Genomic DNA, 21,827 nt, shown 5'->3' with positions numbered 1-21,827 from the left:
GTCATTATGAAAATAACCGCTTTTACCTCATACATTATGAAAGCACCCTACCATCACAAATCTCATTATGAAAGTAACCGCTAATCAGGGTTCGGTGGGGTTGTAAGCCCTAACTTTGGTGAGCGGTTATGAATGATGAACATGATCTCCCGTCCCTTCTTTATTTCGTTGTAATTGAGATACCCAATCCTTCTCAGATCACCCATGGCACGCCTTATTATGGCGTTCTGATCCTTGACCTGTGACTCCATCGCCAAACGCTCGCGCAGACGCTTCATTGAGACATAAAGAGTACCTGCAGGCATACTTTCAAAGTAGACGTAAAGCGATTGTGCTGCTTCTTTACGAGAGAGCTCAGACAGTGCCTTCAAGCCAAGCAGCACTTTGTGGTCATATCGATACAACTCCCACAGGCTCGGATCACCAACAATCTCTACCACATCCGATTCCATATCCAGAACGGCACGCTGAACCAAGTGGGTTATGAGGCTTCGCTTGCCATCCTTACTTCGGAAAGAAAGAGTAACGCTTGATAGATTAAACAGTGAATCACTGAGGCGGTTTCGGGCCCGTCCATTGATATCCGTAGGTTTTAGTCCACACATCCTTGCGAACTCTGAAAAAGGCAGTGTGATTTTGTCACTTGAGTATCCGTATTTCGAAAATGCAGAAATAATACCGATCCAGGTTTTAAAATCGGTGGACATCCCCAGCTTTGCCCCCTGGATTTTTATGTTCGTATAACCTTCCTGACGAGCAACCTCCAGGCTTGAAAGCTCTTCAGAAGCATCAATTTGAAAGTCGCGTTTTCCTTTTTCACGCGGAGATACTGGCGTGAACACACTAAGCCTGAGCAGCGCTACTGGTTGTACAGTTTTATTACCGTTCGGAACCAGTTCATAAGCTGTGCCAGAGTCCTTCTTTATAATGGCAAACGGACTCATATCTTCATTGATTTCATTCACTTTTTCAGGTTATCCACATAAGTTAGCTTGGAAGCACTATTTTTATGAAAGTGACCGCTCGATGATTATGAAAATAACCGCCTTTATTATGAAAGTAAACGCCAAAAATTATGAAAATAACCGCTTTTTTTATGAAAGTGACCGCCTAAAGTGGTGATTAATCCTTTTTTTTCAATAGGATACAATGTATGTGATCTTTACTTTTTCTTTTATGATCTTAATACTGATCTAAATAATTGAAATATCAAGTGTATATGTGGATAAGTTAAACAAAAAAAGACGGTTTTTCAGGGGGGAAGTTCAACTTCCCCGCAGCCCACAAAATTATGTTTTATATCGTCGTGTATCTATGGGATATCTACAAGATACTATTCGGGTATTTTTGGGGTATCTTAAACCCATTGACAACAAGTTGCGTTATAGTTTAAAAAGGTACTCTATAAATATCCATTGGATACCTACTGTGTATCTTATGGGTTCACAATGGGTATCAAATGAGGATAAAAGGGATATATCATGTCGATTATTGCTAATGCTCACCCAAAAGGCGGTGTGGGTAAAACTACAACATCAGTAAACCTTATTGGTGAAATGGACCCAGATGCCGTGGATCTTGATACACACACTGGGCTTTCAATCATTCTGGGTCTACGTCCAGATGGAAAAGCGATCTCCGTGAAGGTTCCAAAAACTGTCGAAGAACTGATTGAAATAATGACGCCATACAAAAACAGCGATAAAGACCTGTTTATAGATTGTGGTGGCTTCGACTCTGATCTCACTCGTACCGCAGTAGCATTTGCAGATTGTGTCATCGTTCCATCTAAAGACTCTCTTACAGAACGAATTGGCCTAATGCACTTTGATGGCGTTCTTGATGAGATCAGTTCAATCATGGAAACAGATATCACTGCCTATCTTTACCTGTGCAAAGTTAATCCAAATAAGAAGAACTTTCCAAAACTTGAGGCAATACTCCCTTCCTTTAAGCACCTGAAGCTGATGAACAGTCGGATATCTTCTCGCGCTGAGTTTGAAGAAGTTATCGAAAGTGGAATGGGTATTACCGAAACCTTGCACGGCCGCAGCACTCCCGGCGGCAAGGAAGTCATAGCTTTAGTCCAAGAAATTAAGCAATTGATAGTAGATAAAAGCTAACGAATAGATATCCTTAGGATATTTATAAGATACCTATCAAGTATTTTAAAGGCATTTGTAGAATGTCCTACAAACATCCTGGAACGAATCATGAGCAAAAAAAAAATTGATGAGCAGGCTGAGAAACTCAAAAGCTTAGTAGGCTCAGCCCGGTTACAGACATCTTCACAGGCTGTTTCGGCAAATGAAGCAGCTAAAGTGGGTAACTATATTAGCAACGAAGATAAGGCCACGGGTGATGCTGAAAAGCAAAATCAGGTTCCTGACCGCCCTGAACCTACCAAGACTAAAGCTAAAAATCTCAAAGCCATTCCTGTTTCATATTTTGAGGCTCATGCCGACCTTAAAACTACCAGTAAGACGTCTCTCGATTTCAGTTCTTACATCATTGAAGCTATCAGGGAGAAGCTTGAGAGAGACGGTGCAATTGGGAAATAATAGGGGTGTCTTTTAGATATCCTCTGTGTATATATTAGATGTTTATTTGGTATCCTTAATATCCCTTTTAAATATCTAATGTGTACCTTAAAGGTATGCTTCGAGATCGGTTCTAATCAAAGAAGTGAGTTTGTATCTTGAGGATGTATTAAAGGTATTTAACGGATATCCCAAGGGTTCCTATGGGGTTCCCTTAGGATGTTTATTCATTGACTAGTTTTAAAATTGTGCAGTCGGGATATCACTCCATCTGGTGGTGTACGCAGGAGAGAGCATATCTCTTTTCATCTGCCATTCCGTGGCTATTCCTCTTCCCGCAAACCAGACTTTCCCCTTACCTGAGTTGTTGATCCCGTCCAGAACCTTCATCAGCGCGTCGCTGTGCAGCCGCGGCTGGACCTCGTCAAAGAGATTTAACTGAGAAACGCCACAGGGAGTGAAGTCGTTCAGCATCACGCCGGCCTTTGCATATCGATGCCCATTGAGCCAGATACGATCTAGGGCCTTCACTGCTGCGTTAATAATGTCTCGAGTGTCTTGGGTTGGAATGAGCAGCTTTTCGCTTGCCATGTTGCTGTAATACGATCCGTTGACGGCGAAAGGAGATGTTTTGATAAAGACCAAGATGTGCCGGCAGTACTGGCGCTCTCCCCGCAGTTTTTCGGCCGCGCGTTCAGCGTACAGGCAGATAGCCTGCCGTAGCGCTTCGTATGTCGTGATGCGTTCCCCGAATGAGCGGCTGCAAACAATCTGTTGCTTAGCGGGTGATGCCTCTTCAAGAGATATACAAGCCTCACCGTTCAGCTCGCGCACGGTTCGCTCCAGCACCACGGTAAAGTTCTTGCGTACAAAGACAGGGGGCATGCGCGCCAACTGCAAAGCGGTTATCACTCCGAACGTATTCAGCTTTTTGCCGATACGGCGGCCAACGCCCCAGATTTCCTCAACCGGCTGCAGCGAAAGCAGCTTTTCCGTCCGCAGTGAATTTCCGCTAGTCAGGGCTAGCACGCCTCCAAATTCTGGCCACTCTTTTGAAGCCCACTGTGCAGACTTGGCCAGCGTTTTGGTTGGGCCCATTCCGACACCGATCGTCAGTCCGGTTCCGCTTAAGACGTGCCCGCGCAGCTGCCGACCGAACGTTTCATAATCCGTACAGGCATCGATGCCGTGGATATCCAGAAACATTTCGTCAATCGAATATTGCTCCACGCGAGGCGCCAGCTCTTCCAGATGCGCCATGACTCGATTGCTCATGCTGGCGTAAAGCTCGTAGTTACTGGAGAACGTGATGACGGGCTCAGGGAACTGCATTGTTTTCAGCTGGAACCAGGGGATACCCATCTTGATGCCCAGTTGCTTTGCTTCTTTCGAGCGTGCGATCACGCAGCCATCGTTGTTGCTTAAGACGACGATAGGTTTGTTTCTCAGGTCCGGGCGGAAAACTTTCTCACAGCTTGCGTAAAAGGCGTTCACGTCAGCCAGGGCAAACATCAGTCCCGCCCCCGAGTTTTGTGGATAAAAGCCGTCACGACCCCAAAGATCTGGAGATTATCGGGATCTGGCCAAAGTGTAGGGTAAGCGGTATTCATCGCCTGCAGTCCCAGCCGGGGTGTCAGGAGCAATTTCTTTACCGTGAACTCGCCATCGATTTCGGCTATGACGATGTCGCCGTGCTGCGGCCGTTCGGCCTTGTCCACAATGAGCAGATCGCCGCTGTGTAGACCAATGTCGTGCATCGAGTTTCCTATGGCCCGGACAAAGTAGGTGGAGCTGCGGCGTTGGATACAATATTCATTCAGGTCCAGCTCGGACTCTGTATAGTCGGCTGCAGGCGAAGGGAAACCACATGAGACCCGATCGTAGAATAACGGCAGCTGTATCAAATCGGGTGATTCGGCAGGTGCGATAAAACTGATTTCAGCCATTTTTTACCCCTTTCATAACTGTGTTTATATACAGTATTATTTTTATGATTCCTCTTTTAAGCAAGCTATTCTCAGTCCCTTTATTTCAAGCGGCTGATTATTAGGCGCAAATACCTGGCTTATAAATAGCTGCAATCTCTGTTCTTTTCTTTTTTCTTCTCAAATACTTCTCAAATACTTCTCTTGCGCGGTTGCTATTGCGGCCATGATTTGTATAATTCTCTTATTGTTCTCTGTTTGTTCTCTATTTTGTTTTTGTTTGTGCTCGTTTCAATCCCAACTATTCCAAGGTGAAAGGTATGAAAATTTTCATTGATGACGGCTCTACCAATATCAAACTGCAATGGAACGAAGCCGGAGAGGTAAGGCAATCAATCAGCCCTAACAGCTTCAAGCGTGAATGGGCTGTGGCGTTCGGCGCTCAGCAGGCGTTTAACTATCAGCTTAACGGGGAGCAGTATTCTTTTGATCCGATAAGTCCGGAGGCGGTGGTTACGACTAACGTTGCATGGCAGTACAGCGATGTGAACGTTGTAGCCGTTCATCACGCGCTTCTAAACAGCGGTATTGGCCCATGTGAAGTGGATATCGTGGTCACACTGCCGCTTGCGGAGTATTACGACAAGAATAACCAGCCCAACGAAGGGAACATTCTGCGCAAGAAAACAAACTTGCTACGACCGGTGGAGCTCAATGGGGGAGAAACCTTCTCAATACGTCACGTTGACGTGATGCCGGAATCTATCCCGGCTGGTTTTGAGGTCGTTAAAAATCTGAATGAGCTTGATTCATTGCTGATCGTTGACCTGGGCGGAACGACACTCGATATTTCTCAGGTGATGGGAAAAATGCGCGGAATATCGCGTATCTACGGTGATTCCACGCTGGGCGTCTCTCTGATTACCGGTGCCGTAAGAGACGCTCTTTCGCTGGCTCGCACAAAGGGAAGCAGCTATCTGGCTGACGATATCATCATTCACCGTAACGATGCGGCTTACTTGGCTTCACGCATTAACGATACCTCACGCATCGATCTTGTTCGCGAAGCAATAACATCGGCTCACAGCCGGCTTGTTAACAGGGTTATTGAAGCTGTCAGTCGCTTTGAGGGATACTCGCATGTAATGGTCATTGGCGGTGGCGCCGAACTCATTGCAGAGGCAGTCAAAAAACACTGTGCAGTCAGGGATGAACGTTTCTACAAAACCAGTACGTCTCAGTTCGACTTAGTTAACGGTATGTACCTTATTGGATAAAAACCATGGATACGCGACGCAAAATTACGTTTTACCTGAATCCTGAAACTAACGAAGCGGACCGCTTTGTCTGCCAGAAAACGGACGAAACGCCTCAGGGGGAAAGGGGGCGTTTATGGCGCGCCGCGCTGCTTACCGGTTTCGCATTTGGCAAACAGGACGAACGCCTGCCGTTCCTGTTCAGCGAGCTGCTTAAACGCGATACGTCATTTGATGATCTGCTGCAGCTTCTTAAAGCTGTTTACCCGCGGGAAACCGAGGCGTTGCTGCAGGGCAGGGAGCGTGAGGTAGTAACCACAGCCCCTCAGTCTCCAAAGCAAATGAGCGATTCGGTGTCGTCTGATGACGAAACCCGCAATAATGCCCGTAGCATGTTCAGCGGGACGGGAAACAATGTCTGACCTGAGGGAGCATGAAAAACTGATCCGCCAGTTCCATTGATGATATGTGACTGTGTAAAGGCCGGGAGTTCTCCGGCCTTTTTCATGTGCGATGCGTGTGGAAGTGGATCTCTGTCAGCCCAGTGATGTTTCGCTTCCTCACATGACAGCAAAGATACGCTGTCATGTTTGCGGCGAGCGCTGTGGAATAAAGCGGGAAAATTATCGTGTAGTGACTGAAACAAGGATTTTTCTGTATACCAGGATGGACGTGAACGTGCGCTTTCTTAGTATTTCTGTGGATAGCCACAGAGAAAATATCGGCTAGACAGACAGAATTTCTGGTGTGTTGAGAGGAAAAGATAGAGGTATGTGGTTTTTTTACTAAAATTTTTTGCTCACTATTTCGTCAAAAATGCATTGGCGCACATTTTTTTCTTTCTGCGTTTATTTGTTGACATTTCTGTAGCCTTTGCAGCATCTGGATTTCCGAAAAGAACAAATACGTTCACTAAAATTATTGATAATAAACACTTGTCCTAAAAATAATCCTACCTAAAATAAGTGAGAGCAGGGGGACTGGACTGCTAGTTAATAAGGGCTGAAATAAAAAAACCCGACGGGTAAGTCGGGTTTTTACGGTCTCAACTCGAAGCTGGTAACTTCGAGTTTTGAAAGGTGCTCTCTTTAATTGACCCTGAAATCATACTCAAGGAAGTCGCTGGCTGCAACTCGGGTTTTCAGATGTGTGAAAAATCGAGAATGTTTTTGAGTTCTGATTTCAGGGATGCTGTAAATAGGATTTGGAAATCCTGAGTCTGTATACAGGTGGTGCTGGTACAGATGAGCTCTAACCGGAGGTGGCTCTCTTTAATTGACATTTCAGAGAAAAACCGTTGCATCAGGTAGGGTAAGGGCACGCAACGGCGTTCACACTCCATTGAAATGGAGGAATGGTGGTAAATAAATTAACCACGTTTCTGAAAGCGTTGATCGTCCTTTTGGAAATCATCCGCTTTTTCCACTGAAAATAGCAACAATGCAAAGGCCGGGAGTTCTCCGGCCTTTTTCATGTGCGATGCGTGTGGAAGTGGATCTCCGTCAGCCCAGTGATATTTCGCTTCCTCGCCATGACAGACTTCGCTAGTCATGCCTGTGGCGAGCGTTGTGATTTTGAAGATGCTATTTTATATTCTTCCATACTGATGCAGGTATTTTATCGTACAGTTTGTTCATTGTAAGTTCAGCGAGGCGATGATCTGCCGCTGAATTAAAAACCTCCAATTCATCATTAGAAAGTGTATATCTGTTTTTTTCTATAACTCTTTCCAGAGTGCTTAAATTGGTACAGCGGCGTAGCTTGAAAAGCCAGTCAATTTTATTCATTTTCCACCTACTAGCGATAATTATCTGGATAGTCCTTATAGAAATTGACTATACGCACGTTTGTGCGTATAGTCAATTACAGGAATGTGAGTGGAGCATTTAAATGAAACTAAAAGCACGCACGTCATCTAGAAAAGTATTTGTCGATGGAACTAAGCGCCGCTATACGACCAGTGTGTTAGTCAAACTCGATAGATTTTCTCGGCAGGGTGATGAAGTAAAAGCCAATGTATTTTACAACTGGTCAGCTGGAGAATCGGATAATTGTATATATCCGAGTGCTGTAACAACACATCTTGGTGATGATGATCATAATACCCATCTATTTAATTTCCATATCCCATATCGGTCGCCCGATATGAGTCCAGATGACTGGATTACAGCTGTAGAAGAAGCTTTTATTCAAAGTGTTGAGCATCATCAACGTGAAGATAATAAATGGTTCGCAAGCGAAGTTGAGGCATTTCAGGAAATGGTTGCTCACGTTGAAAAACACGGGACGTTTGATGGTCTATTTGATGAGTAACGGATGGTTTTGATAATGACAACGGACAGAAACTGGCAACACTGGCATGACGAAATCGCAGACATGCCGACTTTTGATGATGAAAAGCGCACGTGGTTCGATGCAGAAACTGGGTTACCCTATGATCCGAAATTTAGTTATCGTTCTGAGCCAACTAAGAGCGCACCATATAAACATTCAGAAAAGACCCTAGAATCCCGTAATATTGCTAAGTTCTTTGGCGGGAGAGCGCTCAAGGGAACTGCCAGACAGGTTAAATGGGCTGAGGATATTCGGGCAGAAAAAATTCAGAAAATGACAGAGACGCAGGCAGTAATATGCTGTGATCCGAATGGATTGATGCGACACTCTAAATTCTGGATTGATAATCGTGACAAAAATTCTATTGATATAGGATTGTTTGCCGAGAAATATAAGGAGCTTCTGGAAAATTATCAGGCAGCTAAATCTGAAATGAATAAAGATGCTGTTTCAGCAATCGCATCAGAATACAATGCATTAACGGCAAAATGGGGTATTTAAATGATATTGCGCGGCTATCAACGCGAGATATTTGATAGCGTTTACAGTGAGTCAACGAATGACCTGGTACAGCTGGATACGGGAGCGGGGAAAACCCCAATCGAAGCCGAAATTTTCAGAGTGTCGGAATATGCGATGATCGTGGCGCACAGAAACGTGCTAATTACCCAATGTAGTGCTGTTGTAGCAGAATTTGGCATTGAGCATGACACGGTCAGCTCTGAATTCACCAGGCGGCGCTGTATGCAGTCCCATCGCATTGCAGGGAAAAATTACATACGCCGTGGGCACCCAACGAAAATTGTCGCAAGCATTCGCAGCTTAGTTTCTCACTATAGACACGGTCGATTAATGCTGGACAGGTATCGTGCATGGGTGATCATTATTGATGAAGCCCATCATGTTATTCCTGAAAATGAGTGGGGAATGCTCTCTGATATATTCCCTAACGCCCGTTTTGTCGGATTCACAGCTACGCCAGGCAGAATGGATGGCGCCAGCCTTTCAGTCAGAAATGGCGGACTGTTTGATCGTTTGGTTCAGTGTGAGTGGTTACGTGACGATAGTGTAAAAAAACTGATTGCCAATGGAAACCTCTGCGCCTTCTCTCTCTATACGCCTGTTGAAACGCTAAACCTTTGGCGAGAGCGGGAATCGTTAGAAATCGCAGAAACCCCGCTCAACGCCTATAAACGATATATGCATGGCCAGCCCGCTATTGTCATGTGTCCATCAATAAAAAACGCCAAAGAGATCGCTAATGAGTTCCGTTCTGATGGTATACCCTCGGCCTCAATCAGTTCTGATATGTCAGGGACCGAGGTATGGCGTGTTATCAGTAGTTTCATAAATGGCCGAATTAGAGTTCTCTGTAACGTTGACATGGTTGGTGAGGGGTTTGACGTTCCTGAGGTTGTAGGTTTGATTATCGCCAGGTATACGAAGTCATTCACAATGTATAGGCAGTGGGTAGGGCGAGCGCTAAGACCTTCAGCAAACAAACCACAAGCCATTATTGTTGATCTGGTTGGCGTGGTGATTGAGCATGGAGAGCCGGATGAAAACGTGATCTGGGATATTGATACTCCTCCAAGAACTCCGCAATTCAGAAGACGGGCGCCGTGTTGTGCGTGCGGTCTGTGGTACGCCCTTGATGAGGAATATTGCCCGGAGTGCGGGGAAGCTAATGCGTTAATACGGCAAACAGGCATTGGCGGTCACTACGTTAATTTGATTAAAGCGGACACAGGCCTCATTGCAACAAAAAAACATGAGCTCGAAACACGTGACGAAAATGAGAGGCTCAGGACTGTATTGTCTATTCCCACATCAGCACCAGTTTCCGGGGTTTTGGGCAGAACGATAGTCAGCGTGAGAGCATCATTTGCACAGTCACTGGTGTCGTCAGGTGTCCCCATTTTTGATGTGAACCTGTTTATTAATCGGGGAGATATCGCCGCCAATGTTACATTCTGGACAAAAAACTTTACTGCAAAACACGCACAAAATATGCCGCCTGAATTAGCAATGAAGGTTTATAAGAAATGCAAAAAACAACACTGATTTGCGGGAATGCTGCTGAATACTCAATTAGCGCTGACATCATTCTTACTGATCCGCCGTTCGATATGCCAGGAGACGAGTTGTGTGAGATCATTAAAACGCAGCAATCACGTCACCTGATCCTGATTACCACTATGCGCCAGTTTTTGGAGCTATATGGCCTGCTGGGTTGGAATCTGGCGTTTGATTTTGTTCTCGATGCGGTTGCACCGAAAAAATCGCGTAGCTCAAAACAGCCGCATTACACGCATCATACAGGGGTATATCTCTATGCTCCGGGCGAAAAATCACTATTTGACCGAAAGCGACGCCAGCGGTCAGATGTATTTGAAGGGAATGGTTACTGGCCAACAATATTTCATGCCCCTCGAGAGCGTTCAGTAGAACACGGCATGGCCAAAAATATGGACTCAGTTACAGATCTGCTCGGAAGCTTCAATGTTCGCAGTGTACTGGACCTGTTCGCAGGCAGTGGGACAACGGGATTGGCCGCTTTTGAGTTGGGGATAGACTGCGTAATGGTAGAAAAGGAACTGTCGTCGTGCGATGAAATTGCTGATAAGTTTCAGTTTTTAGGTGCAAATTTTAATTTTCAGAGAGTATTTGATGGCAAAGCAAAGTAAACCATCGGGCGAAGAGGTAAAAAAAACCCGAGAGGCAGCAGGGCTAACACAGAGGGAGGCTGCTGAGCGGTTTGGATATGCACTACGTGGCTGGCAGAGTAAAGAGGATGAAGGCCCAAGCGGAAGATCATTGTCTATTGGTGAGTTTGAATTGCTGCAGCTGTTGGCTGGTCTGCATCCAGACTACGAACTGTCACGGAGGTCCTGAGGATGTATGACGCGATAATGGTTAGGTTTAAAGAACATCGGTTCCTGGTACCAGAACGTGGATTCTCTTATTTCCCAACAGAATTCGAGACGCATCGAGCGCAGATAGAGCGTATCGCGATAGCGTACGATCGGTTGATAGCGGCGCTGGCAAACCCGTTTTCAGCTGAAGCTGATGCGGCAGCGGTTGATATACAAAAAGCGCGCAGCGAACTGTCTGGTTTCATTTTGCTGACGGGGGTAATAGGTGCGCCGTTCGATTCAAAAGACGCGGGGCTCTATGCTGCAGCTAACAAGATTAGTATTCAGTTGGAGATTGACTTCTGACGCGATAAGTTCTTTGTAATAAACACTTTTTAAGTCTGTTACGTGGCCTTGCTTCATACCTCGCCACAGCTCGTTAACGGAAAGAACCGTATGGAAGTGAATCTGTTGTTGTTTAGAGATACTTCACTTCCACTCGTCAATTATTCAATTGACCTAGAAACTAGGACATTTTATAATAAACCTCACGGTAAGGGAAAGATCCCGACCGATATCCAAGAGGATTGATAAATGTTCAACACGATTTCCGAAGCTCGTACATTCCTGACTAATCATGGCTATTTTGACGCAATCAATTTAGATTTTTTTGATGAAATCATTAAAAGCCTGTATCTCAATGCTGTTAACAAAGAATCCGCGGATACTATCGTGGGTAAATATATTTGATGTATTAGATACGTCAGTGTTTATCTTGAAGCTACTTTATCCCTGGTTTTCTAAAATTTGTTGAAAATAAAAGATATTAAATTAGGTGGGTAAAATATGAATAATTTAGAAAAACTCATTCAGGCTGGGAAAATTATCTTCGGTGATAATTGGCAGTCTCCGATGTCTCGTCTTATCGGCATCGATGATCGCTCAGTACGGCGCTATGTTGCAGGTAAGTCGCGGCCACCGTTTTCACGTTCACTACGTGATGCGTTGGAAAAACAAAGATTAGAAATAGAGCGAGCTATAGCGATTGTTGATGCTGATTTAGTTAACGGTAGCGACATTACACTTGACGTTATTACCGATATCGTTTCTCAATATAGTTACAGCGATATCCAATACGAAAAAGCAGCGGTAGACCAAATAAACAATGCGATTCTTCCTGAAACATACTTGTCTGATTTACATCAAATTGCTTTAAAGTGGAGTAATTGCTGATGGATATTTTAAATGACCGTTGGATACCTGTCGTAAATAAAGGTGAGATTACAAGGCTATCAATATCAGAAGTCCAGAATATTCAGGTGAATAATTTAGGCACTGGCAGATTCGAGCTCGATTTCTCTATACTTATAATGCTCATCGGTCTGAAGAAGACAGGATTTATTCCAGATAGCCTTTTATCTGGAAACCTTAGATTTCTACAGAACAAGGCTGCAATGGAAGGGAGTGAAAAGCCTATAGATCAACTGTTACTCGGTTATCCAGGTGCTAACACAATTAAGAATAACAAAGATTTTTTTATAAAAAGACATACAGTTAAAAGAATATGCCCATGTTGTGTTATTCCAGCGCTATATGCTAAGGCGCAATTCTCTCCGGGCGCGGGAGCTGGTTACTATCCTGGTGCTATGTATCATAGAATTAACTATTTACTAGAAAAGAAAACGATTGGTGAAACTATAACAGCAAATATAGTTGATGAATCACCAGTTGATAGTGAGATATATTTTTCTGTTCCGAATCATTACTGGCTCTCTGATTCTACATTTGGTGAGTGTGACTTATGTGGAAATCATGGCGCAGTAATAGAATCGTTTTTTATGAAATCGACTGGAATATCGCCAAATAAAATTAAAACCCCACATAACTCAGTGTCGAAAGCGGGTAAAAACCATACGCTTGGACGATATGCTCTTATGTATCAGATAGTAAATGGAGTGGCTCCCGACGGCGATGTCATCTCACCGATTGCGATATATGAAAATGGAGAAATTGGTGATGATGTGATTGCGTTTGGAACACACTATGATAAAGCATCACTTGAGTCATGCGTGATGAGAAGGTTTAAAATAAGAGAGACTGTTAATAAAGATATTTTACATAAATTATTTTCTCTGACGTTTTACTGTTTAGAAAAAAGAAATGCGGAGATGGATGACTATAACTCAACCCTGTTTGCTACATTAGCCGCAGCATATTATGAGATGCTGACGGATAAAAATTTGGACATGTCCGATGCTGCGATTGCTGTTTTTGACCGCTATTACACACCGTCACTTGATAACCCAGTTATTAAACAACTCGACAGATGGGTTAAAGCGAGATCAGAGTTAGTGATTTTTTCTCGCATGATAAGAAAGAAGTGGAGGGAGAATAACTCCGTGTTACTAAAAAATGAAAAGTAATTTTTATACTTTCCATTTATGTATATGCCGCTTTTGCGGCATATACGCACCTACAAACGTGCTGACCGTCCCAGTGTGCTTCTACCCGTTTTCCTCGTTGTTTCCTGTGTGAACTACTCCTCTCTTCGCGTCGCCGTGACCTCACGTTAACCGGGCCTCTTCGCTTGAAAGGGAAGCTTTGCTGGCCTCCTCACCCGTTCTCGCCATAAACGGTGCATTCAGCCCGTTTATGCCTGCGCTGCGGCTTGCGGGCCACCCTTTCAAGCTGCGCGTTACGCCCGGTTCCGGTGATGTCACGGCGATGAGGCCGTGCAAATCTGAATCGGAGTGTCTGTGAAATTGACCCTAATTACCCTCGAGAACGGGGACTACGCGTTATATGTGAACGAATCATTCGTCGAGTGCGAGGACTATTGCTGCAGTCCAGCAGGCCTGGGCGCCATCGCGGAAGGTCTTGCCAGAGCATTGAAGATCGAGCTGGACGTCGTCGAAGCGCCATGGCCTGCGCATGATGACTGGTGCTGGAATGATGTCGCGGACGGTGCTTTTAGCAAGGAGCCATTGCTATGACGTACCTGGTGCCTGATAACGCGATCCAAGCCCCATATCTGGCAGGTTCACAGGAAGGTTGTCTGGGGGCACGATCGGTCTCAGATGACGATCTTTGTGCCTGGTGTACGGAGCTGAAGTATTGCCCTGGCGAAATGAGCCTTTGCCGCAGAGGTTGGCCTGGGCGTACCGATGCCAACGGGTATATGCAAGATTGCCCTGAGTTACACCTCATTCTCCTCTGATGATAAGCGCGGTCTGGATGTTAGCCAGGCCGTGCCTTCAAGATAACCGTGCGGCATTCCCCGCAAGTGTTTGCGATGCCGGAATCCTCACCCGTTCTCGCCATAAACGGTGCATTCAGCCCGTTTATGCCTGCGCTGCGGCTTCCGGTTCCGCACTGGCAGTGAATGCTGGTCGCACGGTTTCTGTGGCGGCACGGCCTGATGGAGGCCGCGTTCAGCAGAGGAATCACAACATGCCAAATTGGTGTGCGAATCGTTTATATATCAAAGGGGATAAGGCTGGGATCGGCGAGTTAAAGGCGCTGATACGTGGAGAGCGCTATCCATATCATGATGGGGCAATTGTGCGCAGTATTCAGCTTTTCCTGGCTGGCGTTGCCGGCATACTGCGCCCTGTCGATGATGCGGAATATCAGCCATTCCCGGAGCTGGTCGCGGCGGGGGGAGGGGGCGAAACGGTGGCGAACAGGGCATTCTCAGAATGGCTGTCACTGCTGAGTGTTAATGCAGAACTGGATGAACTGGCATGCGAAAAAATTAGTTCATTGTACGAGCAGTCAGGTATAGCGCTGCTCAAGTGGGAAGACCTGACGACTGAGCATCATGAAAAAATAGCGCCGATCATCCTGAAAAAGCACTTTGACTGGATGCATGGTTCGTTTGCCAACGCTAAAGCGCCAGAGACGTTCTGGAATGGTATAAGCGAACAACTGACCGGAATCTGCGCCAGCGGGCTGGATTTACGTTTTGTTTTACCGACTCGGCTGGCTGTTGAGATCAATGGATTTAATGGCGAGTTGCTCAACGGTATCCAGTCATCTTACAACTACTATGTCTGGGAACGCTATGGTGTGAAATGGCCATCATCAATTGACGTAGAAGAAATCGGGGAATCAGAGGAGTTTGTGGCCGTTGATTTTGACACGGCCTGGTCGCCGCCAACTGAATCGGTTTTTGCAGCGCTGTCAGAGCAATATCAATGTGAAATAGAACACTACTATAGCGAGGCGGGGTGCGATTTCTGCGGATTTAGAATGTATTCCTGCGGAGAATTGATCCAACTTGGGGATTCGTCGCTCGAATACGCTGAGGAACACGAAGAAGGTTGGTCGGAGGTTATTGGGCCTGAATGGATACTCAACAATGTTGCACATTTCGGGGGGTGAGAATGAGGGAAATGACCATTAAAGGGTTGATTGAGCACCTCCAGTGCTACCCCGAAGATGCACTGTGCTGTGGAACGTTTTGGCTGGCCGATGACTTTCTGATGCTGGACGACTCCCTGACTGAGGAGCAGATAGAAGAAGCGATGGCGATCGCATCTCGTAACCATGATGCAGAACAGGGGTTTAACTGGTTCACGCTTCAGTTAGCGATTGATCAGGTTAAGAGGTAAAACGATACAAGGACGCCTGCGGGCGTTCTTTTCGGATATGGTTCAGTAAGTTACACACAAAAACCCGCATCTGCGGGTTTTAAGGTTCACCGGTATCGGTAGATTGATGCAGAGGGGGTGTCCTGGAGATTTTCAAAACGAATGAGGATGTCGTGACCTCCGCTTTTATGCCGTTCCCGTTCTGATGAACAGGAACGGGAAGGGTAAAACACCCTGAGCCCTCAGTGTTGCGACGGCTACCGCCGTGCCTCGACTATAGCCGGGCGGCGGCGAAATCAATGCAATGCAAAGCCAGCGCCTCGCCCGTTCTCGCTCGTTCGCTCCGGTATTTTCCGGTCGTTCGTCCGCTCAATTTTCGCGTGCTCACCCTGTAAATCCCGTCACTTCCTCACTGCGCTGCGGCCTCGTTGCTGTCATTGATTTAGCCGCTATTCGCCCGTCTGTCGTGTCGGCACGGCGCTAAGGCTGTACACCATGTAAATAAGGAGTAGATGAATGAGCACTGCGTATCTGATGGTAACCCGACACTGCTGTAACGAATTGGCGTCTCGCCAATGGCCTGTAACGATGGAAATTGCTACCAACCTCAGCTATTCACAGGGAGATGGAGTAGCGTTTTACGGACGTTTGAATGCAGAAGATTTGATCCGGCTTCTTCCCGCTTTGCATCAACGCGGTCACCTTAGCGATCTCGCGTTGATTGAACTGACTGAAGAGATTGCAGGGAGCAGCATGTCTGTCACGCTGTCTCGCAATACACTCGGACAGCGATACTCACATACTGGGACAATCGAAATGTCCTATGAGGATATCCCAGCCAGTTTCCTGGAGCGGCATTGCCACTGCCTGTTACGCGCATTACGTGACGATATTCGTGATATTTGCTCTGCTGTTGCATCAGATGGCTACACGTTGATTGAGGCGATTGAACCATCATGCCGTCCAATAGTTTTTGAACGCAACACCGCCAATTTCACTGTGCTGGCAGTAGAAACAGAAAATATAACGGGAGGCGTCGAGTACTGGGAAAAAGAGTTACTTGATGATTGCCTTGCATCCATCTTGAATGAAGGCGCCACGCTTCGTACGCTAGAAATCAGTGTGGTCTGCCGCAACACAGGTAATGTGCTGGGGCGCGCATGGTCGACAGATGTGATGCGTAAACCAAATCAGCCAGTACGAAAATGGCTTGATCGAGAGTGCGTGAATGACGCTATCACCGAAGCCAGAGCCGCGATTACAGAACTTCTCGTAGCGTTCTCATCGTTTAAACATGCTGCATGAGGATCTGGAGGATGAATAGCTATCTGGTTACGCTGTATTTTGTATTTGAAGGTGAGTCGTTGCCGTATTGCATGGTGATAAATGCTTGTAACTTGGATGTTGCAGAAAAAGGCATCTGCCATATGGCGAGAAATTGGTGGCCAGAGTCGGAGTATATCGGCAACAGTGGGGAGTGGTTCTGGCGTTTTGGCCGTGTGAGTATTGAATTTGGTGAAATACGCTTGTTGGACGACCTTGAAGTTTCTGTTTTCGAGAAATTCAGCTTTTTTGATATCTGGAATGTTGTCTTGAGTGATGAGGGGATAACGATTACTGACCGCTACGACTACGCGTGGCAACGTGAGTGATAGTGGTGGCGGCCGGCGTGCCGCCTTTTTACAGGCGGATAATGAAGCCGCTCACTGCTGTAGTGCTAAATTCACCTGATCTGATGCATTTCCCCGCAGTACCACGCTGTATAACCCCCGCTCCTATACCGTTCTCTCCGCTTTTATGCCGTTCCCGTTCTGACGAACAGGAACGGGAGGGAGTAAAGCACTCTGGACGTCCGGTGTTGCGACGGCTAACGCCGTGCCGCAACGGTAGCCGGGCGGCTGAGAAAGCAAGGTAGGGCGAAGCCAGCGCCTCCCCCGTTCTCGCGTGTGGGGGCCGTTATTTTCCCGTCGTTCACCCGCTCAAAAAATTCGCGGTCTCACCGTGCAAATCCCGTCCCCCACCCGCTGCGCTGCGGCCTCGTTGCTGCCCTTGCTTTCTCAGCTATCCGCCCGTCTGTCGTATCGGCACGGCGTAAGCCGGAATCGAATTTCTATGACACTCGGAGGATATATGCAAAACCAGACAGCGCAGAACGCAGCGATCGTAAGCGACAGCCAGCGCATCAACTTCTTACCTGAACTTTTCGGCGCAGATTATTTTATGGCCGAAATGAACATCTATAGCTACGCAAACGTGTATCTGCGGGGCTATCGCGGCGGTTTCTGGCAGTTTTACAGCCTGCCGGAGGGTAACGGCTATTTGGCACCAGACGTCGAGCGCGTCACGGTCTGCAACCCTGACAACTACTTTGAACAAGAAATGTCGGGGGAGGCGGCGGGGATCTTCATCACTGCGATGGTGCTTAACCATCGTGCGTGGATGCACAGCCGCAACGATCAAGAGGAATTGTGTGAACTGTTTTGTGAACGCTATGAGGCGCTAATGGAGTTTGCACGCAACCACAAAGAACGTGACGCGATTTTAAGCGCGCTGGACTAATAGGAGCAAAAGGGCAGGAAACTGCCCTTTAAGGGAAAAATCATGATGTATGGAAGTGTGGGCGAGATTGCCAGTGAACTTGAAAAAGAGTTTGGTACAGATGAGAAATTCACCGTTGTGGTCTTTTCTGCTGATGGCATCCGCATGTATGGGCAGGACTATAATCCGTCAAATACTGATATCGAAAAAATTTTGCAGCAGATCGCTGAGATTGGCCGAGAGTGTAATACAAACATTAGAGACCACACTATCGTCGAATTACTGGATGAGCAATGGGCCGAAAAACAGAGAAATCGCAGCGTGGGGATCCCCGTCAAATACCTTGAGGTTGTCATGAAAGTGGCAAGTCAGGAAATGGATCGGTTAGCCCTCTATGCAGCAGATGCAGGGGAAAATGTGGCGGAATTTTTGGCGGAAGAGATTAGCGCGCTTAAAAGCATCCGTGAGGCAATAGAGGCGAAAACAGAATGACGTTTGACGACACAACCAATGAAACCTTGCGCCATTATCAGGCGTTAATTAATGCACAGCGAAAAGAATTTGGCCTCAGACCGCTGACAAAGGCGCAGGTGATCGCGGAAATGTGCAGTTACCTGCGGCACCAGAGCGCAGTGTATTTGGGTAGCACGTTTATTCGGCAATAGTGATAACGGGGAGGTGTTACCTCCCTGAATCCAGCTTGCAGGGCATGATCGCCGTGCTCAGCTGGGTGATGTTTTCCGTTCTGGCACGCCTGCGGCGTGCTGCTGCGCGATGTTCCCCCGCTCAGTTTTCGCGTGCTCACACTGAAAATGATGTCTCTCTCTCGCGGCGCGGCGGCTTTAATGCGGCCTCTGGCTCCTGCGCTGACGCCCGTCTGTCGTGCGCGCCGGCTAACGCCGCCGCGTCACTGTCGCCGTGCTGCTGCGGAGCCAGCCGTTATGCCGCATTTCGCCTTCGCTTGCTCGTTCGTTCCGCTTTACCTGGGCGGCCGTTCGCACGCTCACCGCCTTTGCGCTGCCTCACCTGCGCTGCGCTACGGGTTCGTTGCGATCCCTGATTTCTGCGCGGTATGCCTGCCTGTCGTGCGCCACGGCTGACGCCGTCGCTTCCCTGTCGTCAGGCCGCTGCAAAATCAGGGCGGTGACGCAGGCCGTCACTTCACGCCGTTGGCGTTCGTCGGTCCGGCCTTGCTGGGCCTTCCGCTGCGCGTCAGGCCGGCTCTTAGAACACCTGGAGGCAACGGCTATGCCGTGGCCTTGTTCGCTCGATATCTGCGGGTTGCGGTGTTGCGACGGCTAACGCCGTGCCTCGACGGTAGCCGGGCGGCGGCGAAATCAAGGGAGGGCGGAGCCAGCAACTTCGCCCGTTCTCGCGTGTTCGTGCCGTTATTTTCCCGTCGTTCGCCCGCTTAATATTCGCGGTCTCACCGTGCAAATCCCGACCCGCCCCCGCTGCGCTGCGGCCTCGTTGCTGCCCTTGATTTAGCCGCTATTCGCCCGTCTGTCGTGTCGGCACGGCGTAAGCCGGACCTAATTCACATGCAGACTCGGAGAAAACGAATATGGCACAAATGTCTCTTTTTGATGCGGCGATGACCCCTTCAGCGCCACAGCCTGTACAGCAAACGCTGGCACGCATGGTGAGCTACGATGCTGCCCGCCGTCAGTTCATCAGCGAATTCAACCATACCGCGCCGCATTTTCACCGCATGGATGTCTTCCGCGATTTTCTGTCTCTGGCGGCCAGCGAACTGGATTTGGCGCGGGTGATGACAGAGGAAAACAGAATACAGAGTGCTAAAACCTGTGAACGATATAAGCCCGAAGATCTGGAGCGATTCAAAACAATGTTTTGCATGATGGTTATGGCGCTTGACGGAAAATTCCATGATTTTCTCGGCTCTGTGTTCATGGAATCAGAGCTGGGCAATGGCCGTATTGGCCAGTTTTTCACCCCGTATCACATATCCAGCCTGATGGCCAAAATGCTGGTACCCGGACTGACTGAAAAACTGGAAAAATCAGCATTCGTGACGCTGGATGAACCGACCAGCGGGGCAGGCGGGATGGTGATTGCGTACGCGGAAGCATTTTTAGAGGCGGGGTTTAATCCGTCAACGCAGTTGTATGTCAGCTGCACCGATCTTGACGCGATGGCTGCTGACATGACGTTTATACAGCTTTCGTTATTGGGAATAGCGGCTGAAGTGAAAACCGGTAACACGCTGTCGGGGAAAGTATTCAAGGCGCGCTACACGCCGGTGTATTACTTCAACAACTGGGAAGAGCGGCTGAAGACGCAACACATGATCGATATGATGCGCCAGTTTTTCGCTCGTATGCATTAACCCCATAGCCCCGCTGTGTGCGGGGCTTATTGGTGCACCGTTCTGTAAGGTGCCTGCCTTGGCCGCGCAGAAAACCTTTCCGCTGCGCGGGCACGCGCGGAGCCTTCGGCTCCGCCTGTGCTCGCATGGCGTTATTTACGGACGGAAGGGTGACTTCCTATTTATTTTTCTATCTAGAGCTTCTTTTCCCCAGGCATCCAAATCATTAAAGGTGGTAAATACCTTGCCGAATATTCCACGGTTGCCAGAATTGCCGACCAGAGCAATGGGGACATCGGTGTTGCGGAAATTAGTGGGCGCGGGACCAGTTCTGGTGCCTAACAGCCACTCAAGATAGTAGAAGAATTCAGGGGCGGTTAGACCACCTTTTTCTTCCTTCAGGATGGAGGCGATTAAGGCTGTTCCAAGAGAGATAGCTTGATGTTGTGGATAGGTAAGGCCCGGACAATTCGGAAGAATATTAGGGCGACAAACACAATCTTCATAAATTGAACAGTATGTTTGGATACCTGGAGGGAATCCGCCCATCTCAGCCCACATAAGGTAATGGCACTGGCGATGCCAGTTACGGACGGTAGGCTCAAGTGTCAGCCCCGTACATAAATCACAAACCGAGGGTTTAAGAGCTTCAGAACTGATATTGTAGTCCCATGATTTCATCTCGATAAGAAAGAAACGATCACAAATAGAGAACATGTTATCAGCGTTAACAAGCCGATCGGCTCCATTCAAATCAAAAGCAAGATCATCGATTCCATTTCTTAGGCACGCTGAATTTAGTTGAGACTTAAAAATGCTGGCTACGCTGGCTTCTATTCCTTTTTCCCGCATTATTATCATTTCCCATTGAAAAATATATGTTTAATGCAATCAATTCTTTAGCTTAACTAATCAACCATATCCTTGGTAAATAATAGATATGGATGTTAATTGCTCGTTTTCTGCCTGAAAGTATCTATCTGATTTGCTTAATTTACAAGCAAAGAAAATATAAAATAACGTTATATTTCATATTATTATAGTAATTGTGTTTGGGTGTTTCATGCCTTTTGGCGTCGCATCTCTCGGCTTTTTTCCGCAGTATCACCGCTGTAGTCACGACCAGGGGACTCTGGGCGTCCGGTCGGCTGTCATGCTGCGCACCGAGCCAGCAAGCTGTCTCGTCCCGGACCCTTCGGGCCAGCGGGTTTCCATCCTGACGCAACCCCTGCGCTTGCAGCTGGCGTACGCCAGCGCCGCTCTCACTGACCGTCGATACAGCCTGCCGGTCGCTAAGGAACACTCGCCTGCTATCCCGCCAGAGATAACCTGCTTCGTTAGATATCGTGTGTCGATCATCAATACCCGCTGTGAATAAGGGGAGCTGGCTTGCATGTGCTGGCCGCAGGCCATCACAGCATCCGGTAAATCACGCCCTGGCTGTCGCGAGCGCCAGCC

General features: G+C 47.4%; 27 protein-coding genes. 22 read left to right on the top strand and 5 right to left on the bottom strand.

Going from position 1 to position 21,827, the window contains the following annotated elements; all coding sequences use genetic code 11:
* Nucleotides 1-80 precede the first annotated feature (80 nt).
* On the bottom strand, nucleotides 81-944 hold the full coding sequence (locus R9X49_RS22025; protein ID WP_319850489.1) for a RepB family plasmid replication initiator protein: 864 nt from the start codon (nucleotides 942-944) through the stop codon (nucleotides 81-83).
* A 537-nt stretch (nucleotides 945-1,481) separates the two neighbouring features.
* Here R9X49_RS22025 and R9X49_RS22020 point away from each other — a divergent pair.
* Together R9X49_RS22020 and R9X49_RS22015 are read left to right on the top strand one after the other, a co-directional pair.
* The gene (locus R9X49_RS22020; protein WP_319850398.1) at nucleotides 1,482-2,123 is read left to right on the top strand and encodes a ParA family protein; all 642 of its coding nucleotides are present in this window, start codon (nucleotides 1,482-1,484) and stop codon (nucleotides 2,121-2,123) included.
* A 90-nt stretch (nucleotides 2,124-2,213) separates the two neighbouring features.
* Nucleotides 2,214-2,561, top strand: a complete 348-nt coding sequence (locus R9X49_RS22015) for a molecular chaperone GroEL (protein WP_319850397.1) — start codon at nucleotides 2,214-2,216, stop codon at nucleotides 2,559-2,561.
* Between the two features lie 219 nt (nucleotides 2,562-2,780).
* Here R9X49_RS22015 and R9X49_RS22010 read toward each other — a convergent pair whose 3' ends face one another.
* Together R9X49_RS22010 and umuD are read right to left on the bottom strand one after the other, a co-directional pair.
* Nucleotides 2,781-4,052 carry a Y-family DNA polymerase gene (locus R9X49_RS22010; RefSeq protein WP_319850396.1) on the bottom strand — a complete coding sequence of 424 codons (1,272 nt, stop codon included), beginning with the start codon at nucleotides 4,050-4,052 and terminating at the stop codon, nucleotides 2,781-2,783.
* A complete protein-coding gene (umuD, locus tag R9X49_RS22005) occupies nucleotides 4,052-4,486 on the bottom strand; it encodes a translesion error-prone DNA polymerase V autoproteolytic subunit (protein ID WP_319850395.1) in 435 nt (144 codons plus the stop codon). The genes R9X49_RS22010 and umuD overlap by 1 nt, the downstream gene beginning before the upstream one ends.
* A gap of 299 nt (nucleotides 4,487-4,785) precedes the next feature.
* Here umuD and R9X49_RS22000 point away from each other — a divergent pair, with 299 nt between their 5' ends.
* Together R9X49_RS22000 and R9X49_RS21995 are read left to right on the top strand one after the other, a co-directional pair.
* Nucleotides 4,786-5,742, top strand: coding sequence for a plasmid segregation protein ParM (locus R9X49_RS22000; protein WP_319850394.1), 957 nt, complete (start codon nucleotides 4,786-4,788; stop codon nucleotides 5,740-5,742).
* Between the two features lie 5 nt (nucleotides 5,743-5,747).
* The gene (locus R9X49_RS21995) at nucleotides 5,748-6,143 is read left to right on the top strand and encodes a plasmid partitioning/stability family protein (RefSeq protein WP_319850393.1); all 396 of its coding nucleotides are present in this window, start codon (nucleotides 5,748-5,750) and stop codon (nucleotides 6,141-6,143) included.
* Between the two features lie 1,161 nt (nucleotides 6,144-7,304).
* Here R9X49_RS21995 and hha read toward each other — a convergent pair.
* Nucleotides 7,305-7,508, bottom strand: a complete 204-nt coding sequence (hha, locus tag R9X49_RS21990) for a hemolysin expression modulator Hha (RefSeq protein ID WP_319850392.1) — start codon at nucleotides 7,506-7,508, stop codon at nucleotides 7,305-7,307.
* 103 nt (nucleotides 7,509-7,611) lie between these two features.
* On the opposite strand from hha, the gene R9X49_RS21985 reads away from it, so the two are divergent.
* The 18 genes from R9X49_RS21985 to R9X49_RS21895 all read left to right on the top strand — a co-directional run bounded on the left by R9X49_RS21985 (nucleotide 7,612) and on the right by R9X49_RS21895 (nucleotide 20,390).
* Nucleotides 7,612-8,034: a hypothetical protein gene (locus tag R9X49_RS21985; RefSeq protein WP_319850391.1), complete on the top strand. Its 423-nt coding sequence runs from the start codon at nucleotides 7,612-7,614 to the stop codon at nucleotides 8,032-8,034.
* A 15-nt stretch (nucleotides 8,035-8,049) separates the two neighbouring features.
* Nucleotides 8,050-8,556, top strand: coding sequence for a hypothetical protein (locus R9X49_RS21980; RefSeq protein ID WP_319850390.1), 507 nt, complete (start codon nucleotides 8,050-8,052; stop codon nucleotides 8,554-8,556).
* Nucleotides 8,557-10,119 carry a DEAD/DEAH box helicase gene (locus R9X49_RS21975; protein ID WP_319850389.1) on the top strand — a complete coding sequence of 521 codons (1,563 nt, stop codon included), beginning with the start codon at nucleotides 8,557-8,559 and terminating at the stop codon, nucleotides 10,117-10,119. It begins immediately after the preceding gene.
* A complete protein-coding gene (locus R9X49_RS21970) occupies nucleotides 10,101-10,742 on the top strand; it encodes a DNA methyltransferase (protein ID WP_319850388.1) in 642 nt (213 codons plus the stop codon). Before R9X49_RS21975 ends, R9X49_RS21970 begins: the two co-directional genes overlap by 19 nt.
* A 210-nt stretch (nucleotides 10,743-10,952) precedes the next feature.
* Nucleotides 10,953-11,276, top strand: a complete 324-nt coding sequence (locus R9X49_RS21960) for a hypothetical protein (protein ID WP_319850386.1) — start codon at nucleotides 10,953-10,955, stop codon at nucleotides 11,274-11,276.
* A 228-nt stretch (nucleotides 11,277-11,504) separates the two neighbouring features.
* The gene (locus R9X49_RS21955; protein WP_319850385.1) at nucleotides 11,505-11,660 is read left to right on the top strand and encodes a hypothetical protein; all 156 of its coding nucleotides are present in this window, start codon (nucleotides 11,505-11,507) and stop codon (nucleotides 11,658-11,660) included.
* 96 nt (nucleotides 11,661-11,756) lie between these two features.
* Nucleotides 11,757-12,143: a hypothetical protein gene (locus tag R9X49_RS21950; RefSeq protein ID WP_319850384.1), complete on the top strand. Its 387-nt coding sequence runs from the start codon at nucleotides 11,757-11,759 to the stop codon at nucleotides 12,141-12,143.
* Nucleotides 12,143-13,333 carry a type I-E CRISPR-associated protein Cse1/CasA gene (locus R9X49_RS21945; protein ID WP_319850383.1) on the top strand — a complete coding sequence of 397 codons (1,191 nt, stop codon included), beginning with the start codon at nucleotides 12,143-12,145 and terminating at the stop codon, nucleotides 13,331-13,333. Before R9X49_RS21950 ends, R9X49_RS21945 begins: the two co-directional genes overlap by 1 nt.
* Before the next feature lie 333 nt (nucleotides 13,334-13,666).
* Nucleotides 13,667-13,903 (top strand): hypothetical protein, encoded by a 237-nt coding sequence (locus R9X49_RS21940; RefSeq protein WP_319850382.1) that lies wholly within the window; start codon nucleotides 13,667-13,669, stop codon nucleotides 13,901-13,903.
* Nucleotides 13,904-14,360: 457 nt separating this feature from the next.
* Nucleotides 14,361-15,293, top strand: coding sequence for a DUF1281 domain-containing protein (locus R9X49_RS21935; RefSeq protein WP_319850381.1), 933 nt, complete (start codon nucleotides 14,361-14,363; stop codon nucleotides 15,291-15,293).
* Nucleotides 15,294-15,295: 2 nt separating this feature from the next.
* A complete protein-coding gene (locus R9X49_RS21930) occupies nucleotides 15,296-15,523 on the top strand; it encodes a hypothetical protein (protein ID WP_319850380.1) in 228 nt (75 codons plus the stop codon).
* Nucleotides 15,524-16,018: 495 nt separating this feature from the next.
* Nucleotides 16,019-16,807, top strand: coding sequence for a hypothetical protein (locus R9X49_RS21925; RefSeq protein ID WP_319850379.1), 789 nt, complete (start codon nucleotides 16,019-16,021; stop codon nucleotides 16,805-16,807).
* 11 nt (nucleotides 16,808-16,818) lie between these two features.
* Nucleotides 16,819-17,154: a hypothetical protein gene (locus tag R9X49_RS21920; RefSeq protein ID WP_319850378.1), complete on the top strand. Its 336-nt coding sequence runs from the start codon at nucleotides 16,819-16,821 to the stop codon at nucleotides 17,152-17,154.
* Nucleotides 17,155-17,632: 478 nt separating this feature from the next.
* Nucleotides 17,633-18,061, top strand: coding sequence for an antirestriction protein (locus R9X49_RS21915; protein WP_319850377.1), 429 nt, complete (start codon nucleotides 17,633-17,635; stop codon nucleotides 18,059-18,061).
* A gap of 42 nt (nucleotides 18,062-18,103) precedes the next feature.
* Nucleotides 18,104-18,532, top strand: a complete 429-nt coding sequence (locus R9X49_RS21910; protein WP_319850376.1) for a hypothetical protein — start codon at nucleotides 18,104-18,106, stop codon at nucleotides 18,530-18,532.
* On the top strand, nucleotides 18,529-18,705 hold the full coding sequence (locus tag R9X49_RS21905; protein ID WP_319850374.1) for a hypothetical protein: 177 nt from the start codon (nucleotides 18,529-18,531) through the stop codon (nucleotides 18,703-18,705). The genes R9X49_RS21910 and R9X49_RS21905 overlap by 4 nt, the downstream gene beginning before the upstream one ends.
* A 180-nt stretch (nucleotides 18,706-18,885) precedes the next feature.
* Entirely contained in the window at nucleotides 18,886-19,140 is a 255-nt protein-coding gene (locus R9X49_RS21900; RefSeq protein WP_319850373.1) for a hypothetical protein, read from the top strand.
* A 464-nt stretch (nucleotides 19,141-19,604) separates the two neighbouring features.
* A complete protein-coding gene (locus R9X49_RS21895; protein WP_319850372.1) occupies nucleotides 19,605-20,390 on the top strand; it encodes an N-6 DNA methylase in 786 nt (261 codons plus the stop codon).
* Nucleotides 20,391-20,525: 135 nt separating this feature from the next.
* Here R9X49_RS21895 and R9X49_RS21890 read toward each other — a convergent pair whose 3' ends face one another.
* On the bottom strand, nucleotides 20,526-21,221 hold the full coding sequence (locus R9X49_RS21890; RefSeq protein WP_319850371.1) for a hypothetical protein: 696 nt from the start codon (nucleotides 21,219-21,221) through the stop codon (nucleotides 20,526-20,528).
* Between the last annotated feature and the right edge of the window lie 606 nt (nucleotides 21,222-21,827).

It is taken from the genome of Pectobacterium carotovorum, assembly GCF_033898505.1.
In the GTDB taxonomy this organism is placed as follows: Bacteria; Pseudomonadota; Gammaproteobacteria; order Enterobacterales; family Enterobacteriaceae; genus Pectobacterium; species Pectobacterium carotovorum_J.
The sequence above is the reverse complement of the archived record's forward strand: the minus strand, read 5'-3'. Positions and strand labels throughout refer to the sequence as shown.

Bases quoted from the DNA above. Each gene is read 5' to 3' on its own strand.
- R9X49_RS22025 (WP_319850489.1), bottom strand. From the start codon at position 944: ATGAGTCCGTTTGCCATTATAAAGAAGGACTCTGGCACAGCTTATGAA.
- R9X49_RS22020 (WP_319850398.1), top strand. From the start codon at position 1,482: ATGTCGATTATTGCTAATGCTCACCCAAAAGGCGGTGTGGGTAAAACT.
- R9X49_RS22015 (WP_319850397.1), top strand. From the start codon at position 2,214: ATGAGCAAAAAAAAAATTGATGAGCAGGCTGAGAAACTCAAAAGCTTA.
- R9X49_RS22010 (WP_319850396.1), bottom strand. From the start codon at position 4,052: ATGTTTGCCCTGGCTGACGTGAACGCCTTTTACGCAAGCTGTGAGAAA.
- umuD (WP_319850395.1), bottom strand. From the start codon at position 4,486: ATGGCTGAAATCAGTTTTATCGCACCTGCCGAATCACCCGATTTGATA.
- R9X49_RS22000 (WP_319850394.1), top strand. From the start codon at position 4,786: ATGAAAATTTTCATTGATGACGGCTCTACCAATATCAAACTGCAATGG.
- R9X49_RS21995 (WP_319850393.1), top strand. From the start codon at position 5,748: ATGGATACGCGACGCAAAATTACGTTTTACCTGAATCCTGAAACTAAC.
- hha (WP_319850392.1), bottom strand. From the start codon at position 7,508: ATGAATAAAATTGACTGGCTTTTCAAGCTACGCCGCTGTACCAATTTA.
- R9X49_RS21985 (WP_319850391.1), top strand. From the start codon at position 7,612: ATGAAACTAAAAGCACGCACGTCATCTAGAAAAGTATTTGTCGATGGA.
- R9X49_RS21980 (WP_319850390.1), top strand. From the start codon at position 8,050: ATGACAACGGACAGAAACTGGCAACACTGGCATGACGAAATCGCAGAC.
- R9X49_RS21975 (WP_319850389.1), top strand. From the start codon at position 8,557: ATGATATTGCGCGGCTATCAACGCGAGATATTTGATAGCGTTTACAGT.
- R9X49_RS21970 (WP_319850388.1), top strand. From the start codon at position 10,101: ATGCAAAAAACAACACTGATTTGCGGGAATGCTGCTGAATACTCAATT.
- R9X49_RS21960 (WP_319850386.1), top strand. From the start codon at position 10,953: ATGTATGACGCGATAATGGTTAGGTTTAAAGAACATCGGTTCCTGGTA.
- R9X49_RS21955 (WP_319850385.1), top strand. From the start codon at position 11,505: ATGTTCAACACGATTTCCGAAGCTCGTACATTCCTGACTAATCATGGC.
- R9X49_RS21950 (WP_319850384.1), top strand. From the start codon at position 11,757: ATGAATAATTTAGAAAAACTCATTCAGGCTGGGAAAATTATCTTCGGT.
- R9X49_RS21945 (WP_319850383.1), top strand. From the start codon at position 12,143: ATGGATATTTTAAATGACCGTTGGATACCTGTCGTAAATAAAGGTGAG.
- R9X49_RS21935 (WP_319850381.1), top strand. From the start codon at position 14,361: ATGCCAAATTGGTGTGCGAATCGTTTATATATCAAAGGGGATAAGGCT.
- R9X49_RS21930 (WP_319850380.1), top strand. From the start codon at position 15,296: ATGAGGGAAATGACCATTAAAGGGTTGATTGAGCACCTCCAGTGCTAC.
- R9X49_RS21925 (WP_319850379.1), top strand. From the start codon at position 16,019: ATGAGCACTGCGTATCTGATGGTAACCCGACACTGCTGTAACGAATTG.
- R9X49_RS21920 (WP_319850378.1), top strand. From the start codon at position 16,819: ATGAATAGCTATCTGGTTACGCTGTATTTTGTATTTGAAGGTGAGTCG.
- R9X49_RS21915 (WP_319850377.1), top strand. From the start codon at position 17,633: ATGCAAAACCAGACAGCGCAGAACGCAGCGATCGTAAGCGACAGCCAG.
- R9X49_RS21910 (WP_319850376.1), top strand. From the start codon at position 18,104: ATGATGTATGGAAGTGTGGGCGAGATTGCCAGTGAACTTGAAAAAGAG.
- R9X49_RS21905 (WP_319850374.1), top strand. From the start codon at position 18,529: ATGACGTTTGACGACACAACCAATGAAACCTTGCGCCATTATCAGGCG.
- R9X49_RS21900 (WP_319850373.1), top strand. From the start codon at position 18,886: ATGCGGCCTCTGGCTCCTGCGCTGACGCCCGTCTGTCGTGCGCGCCGG.
- R9X49_RS21895 (WP_319850372.1), top strand. From the start codon at position 19,605: ATGGCACAAATGTCTCTTTTTGATGCGGCGATGACCCCTTCAGCGCCA.
- R9X49_RS21890 (WP_319850371.1), bottom strand. From the start codon at position 21,221: ATGCGGGAAAAAGGAATAGAAGCCAGCGTAGCCAGCATTTTTAAGTCT.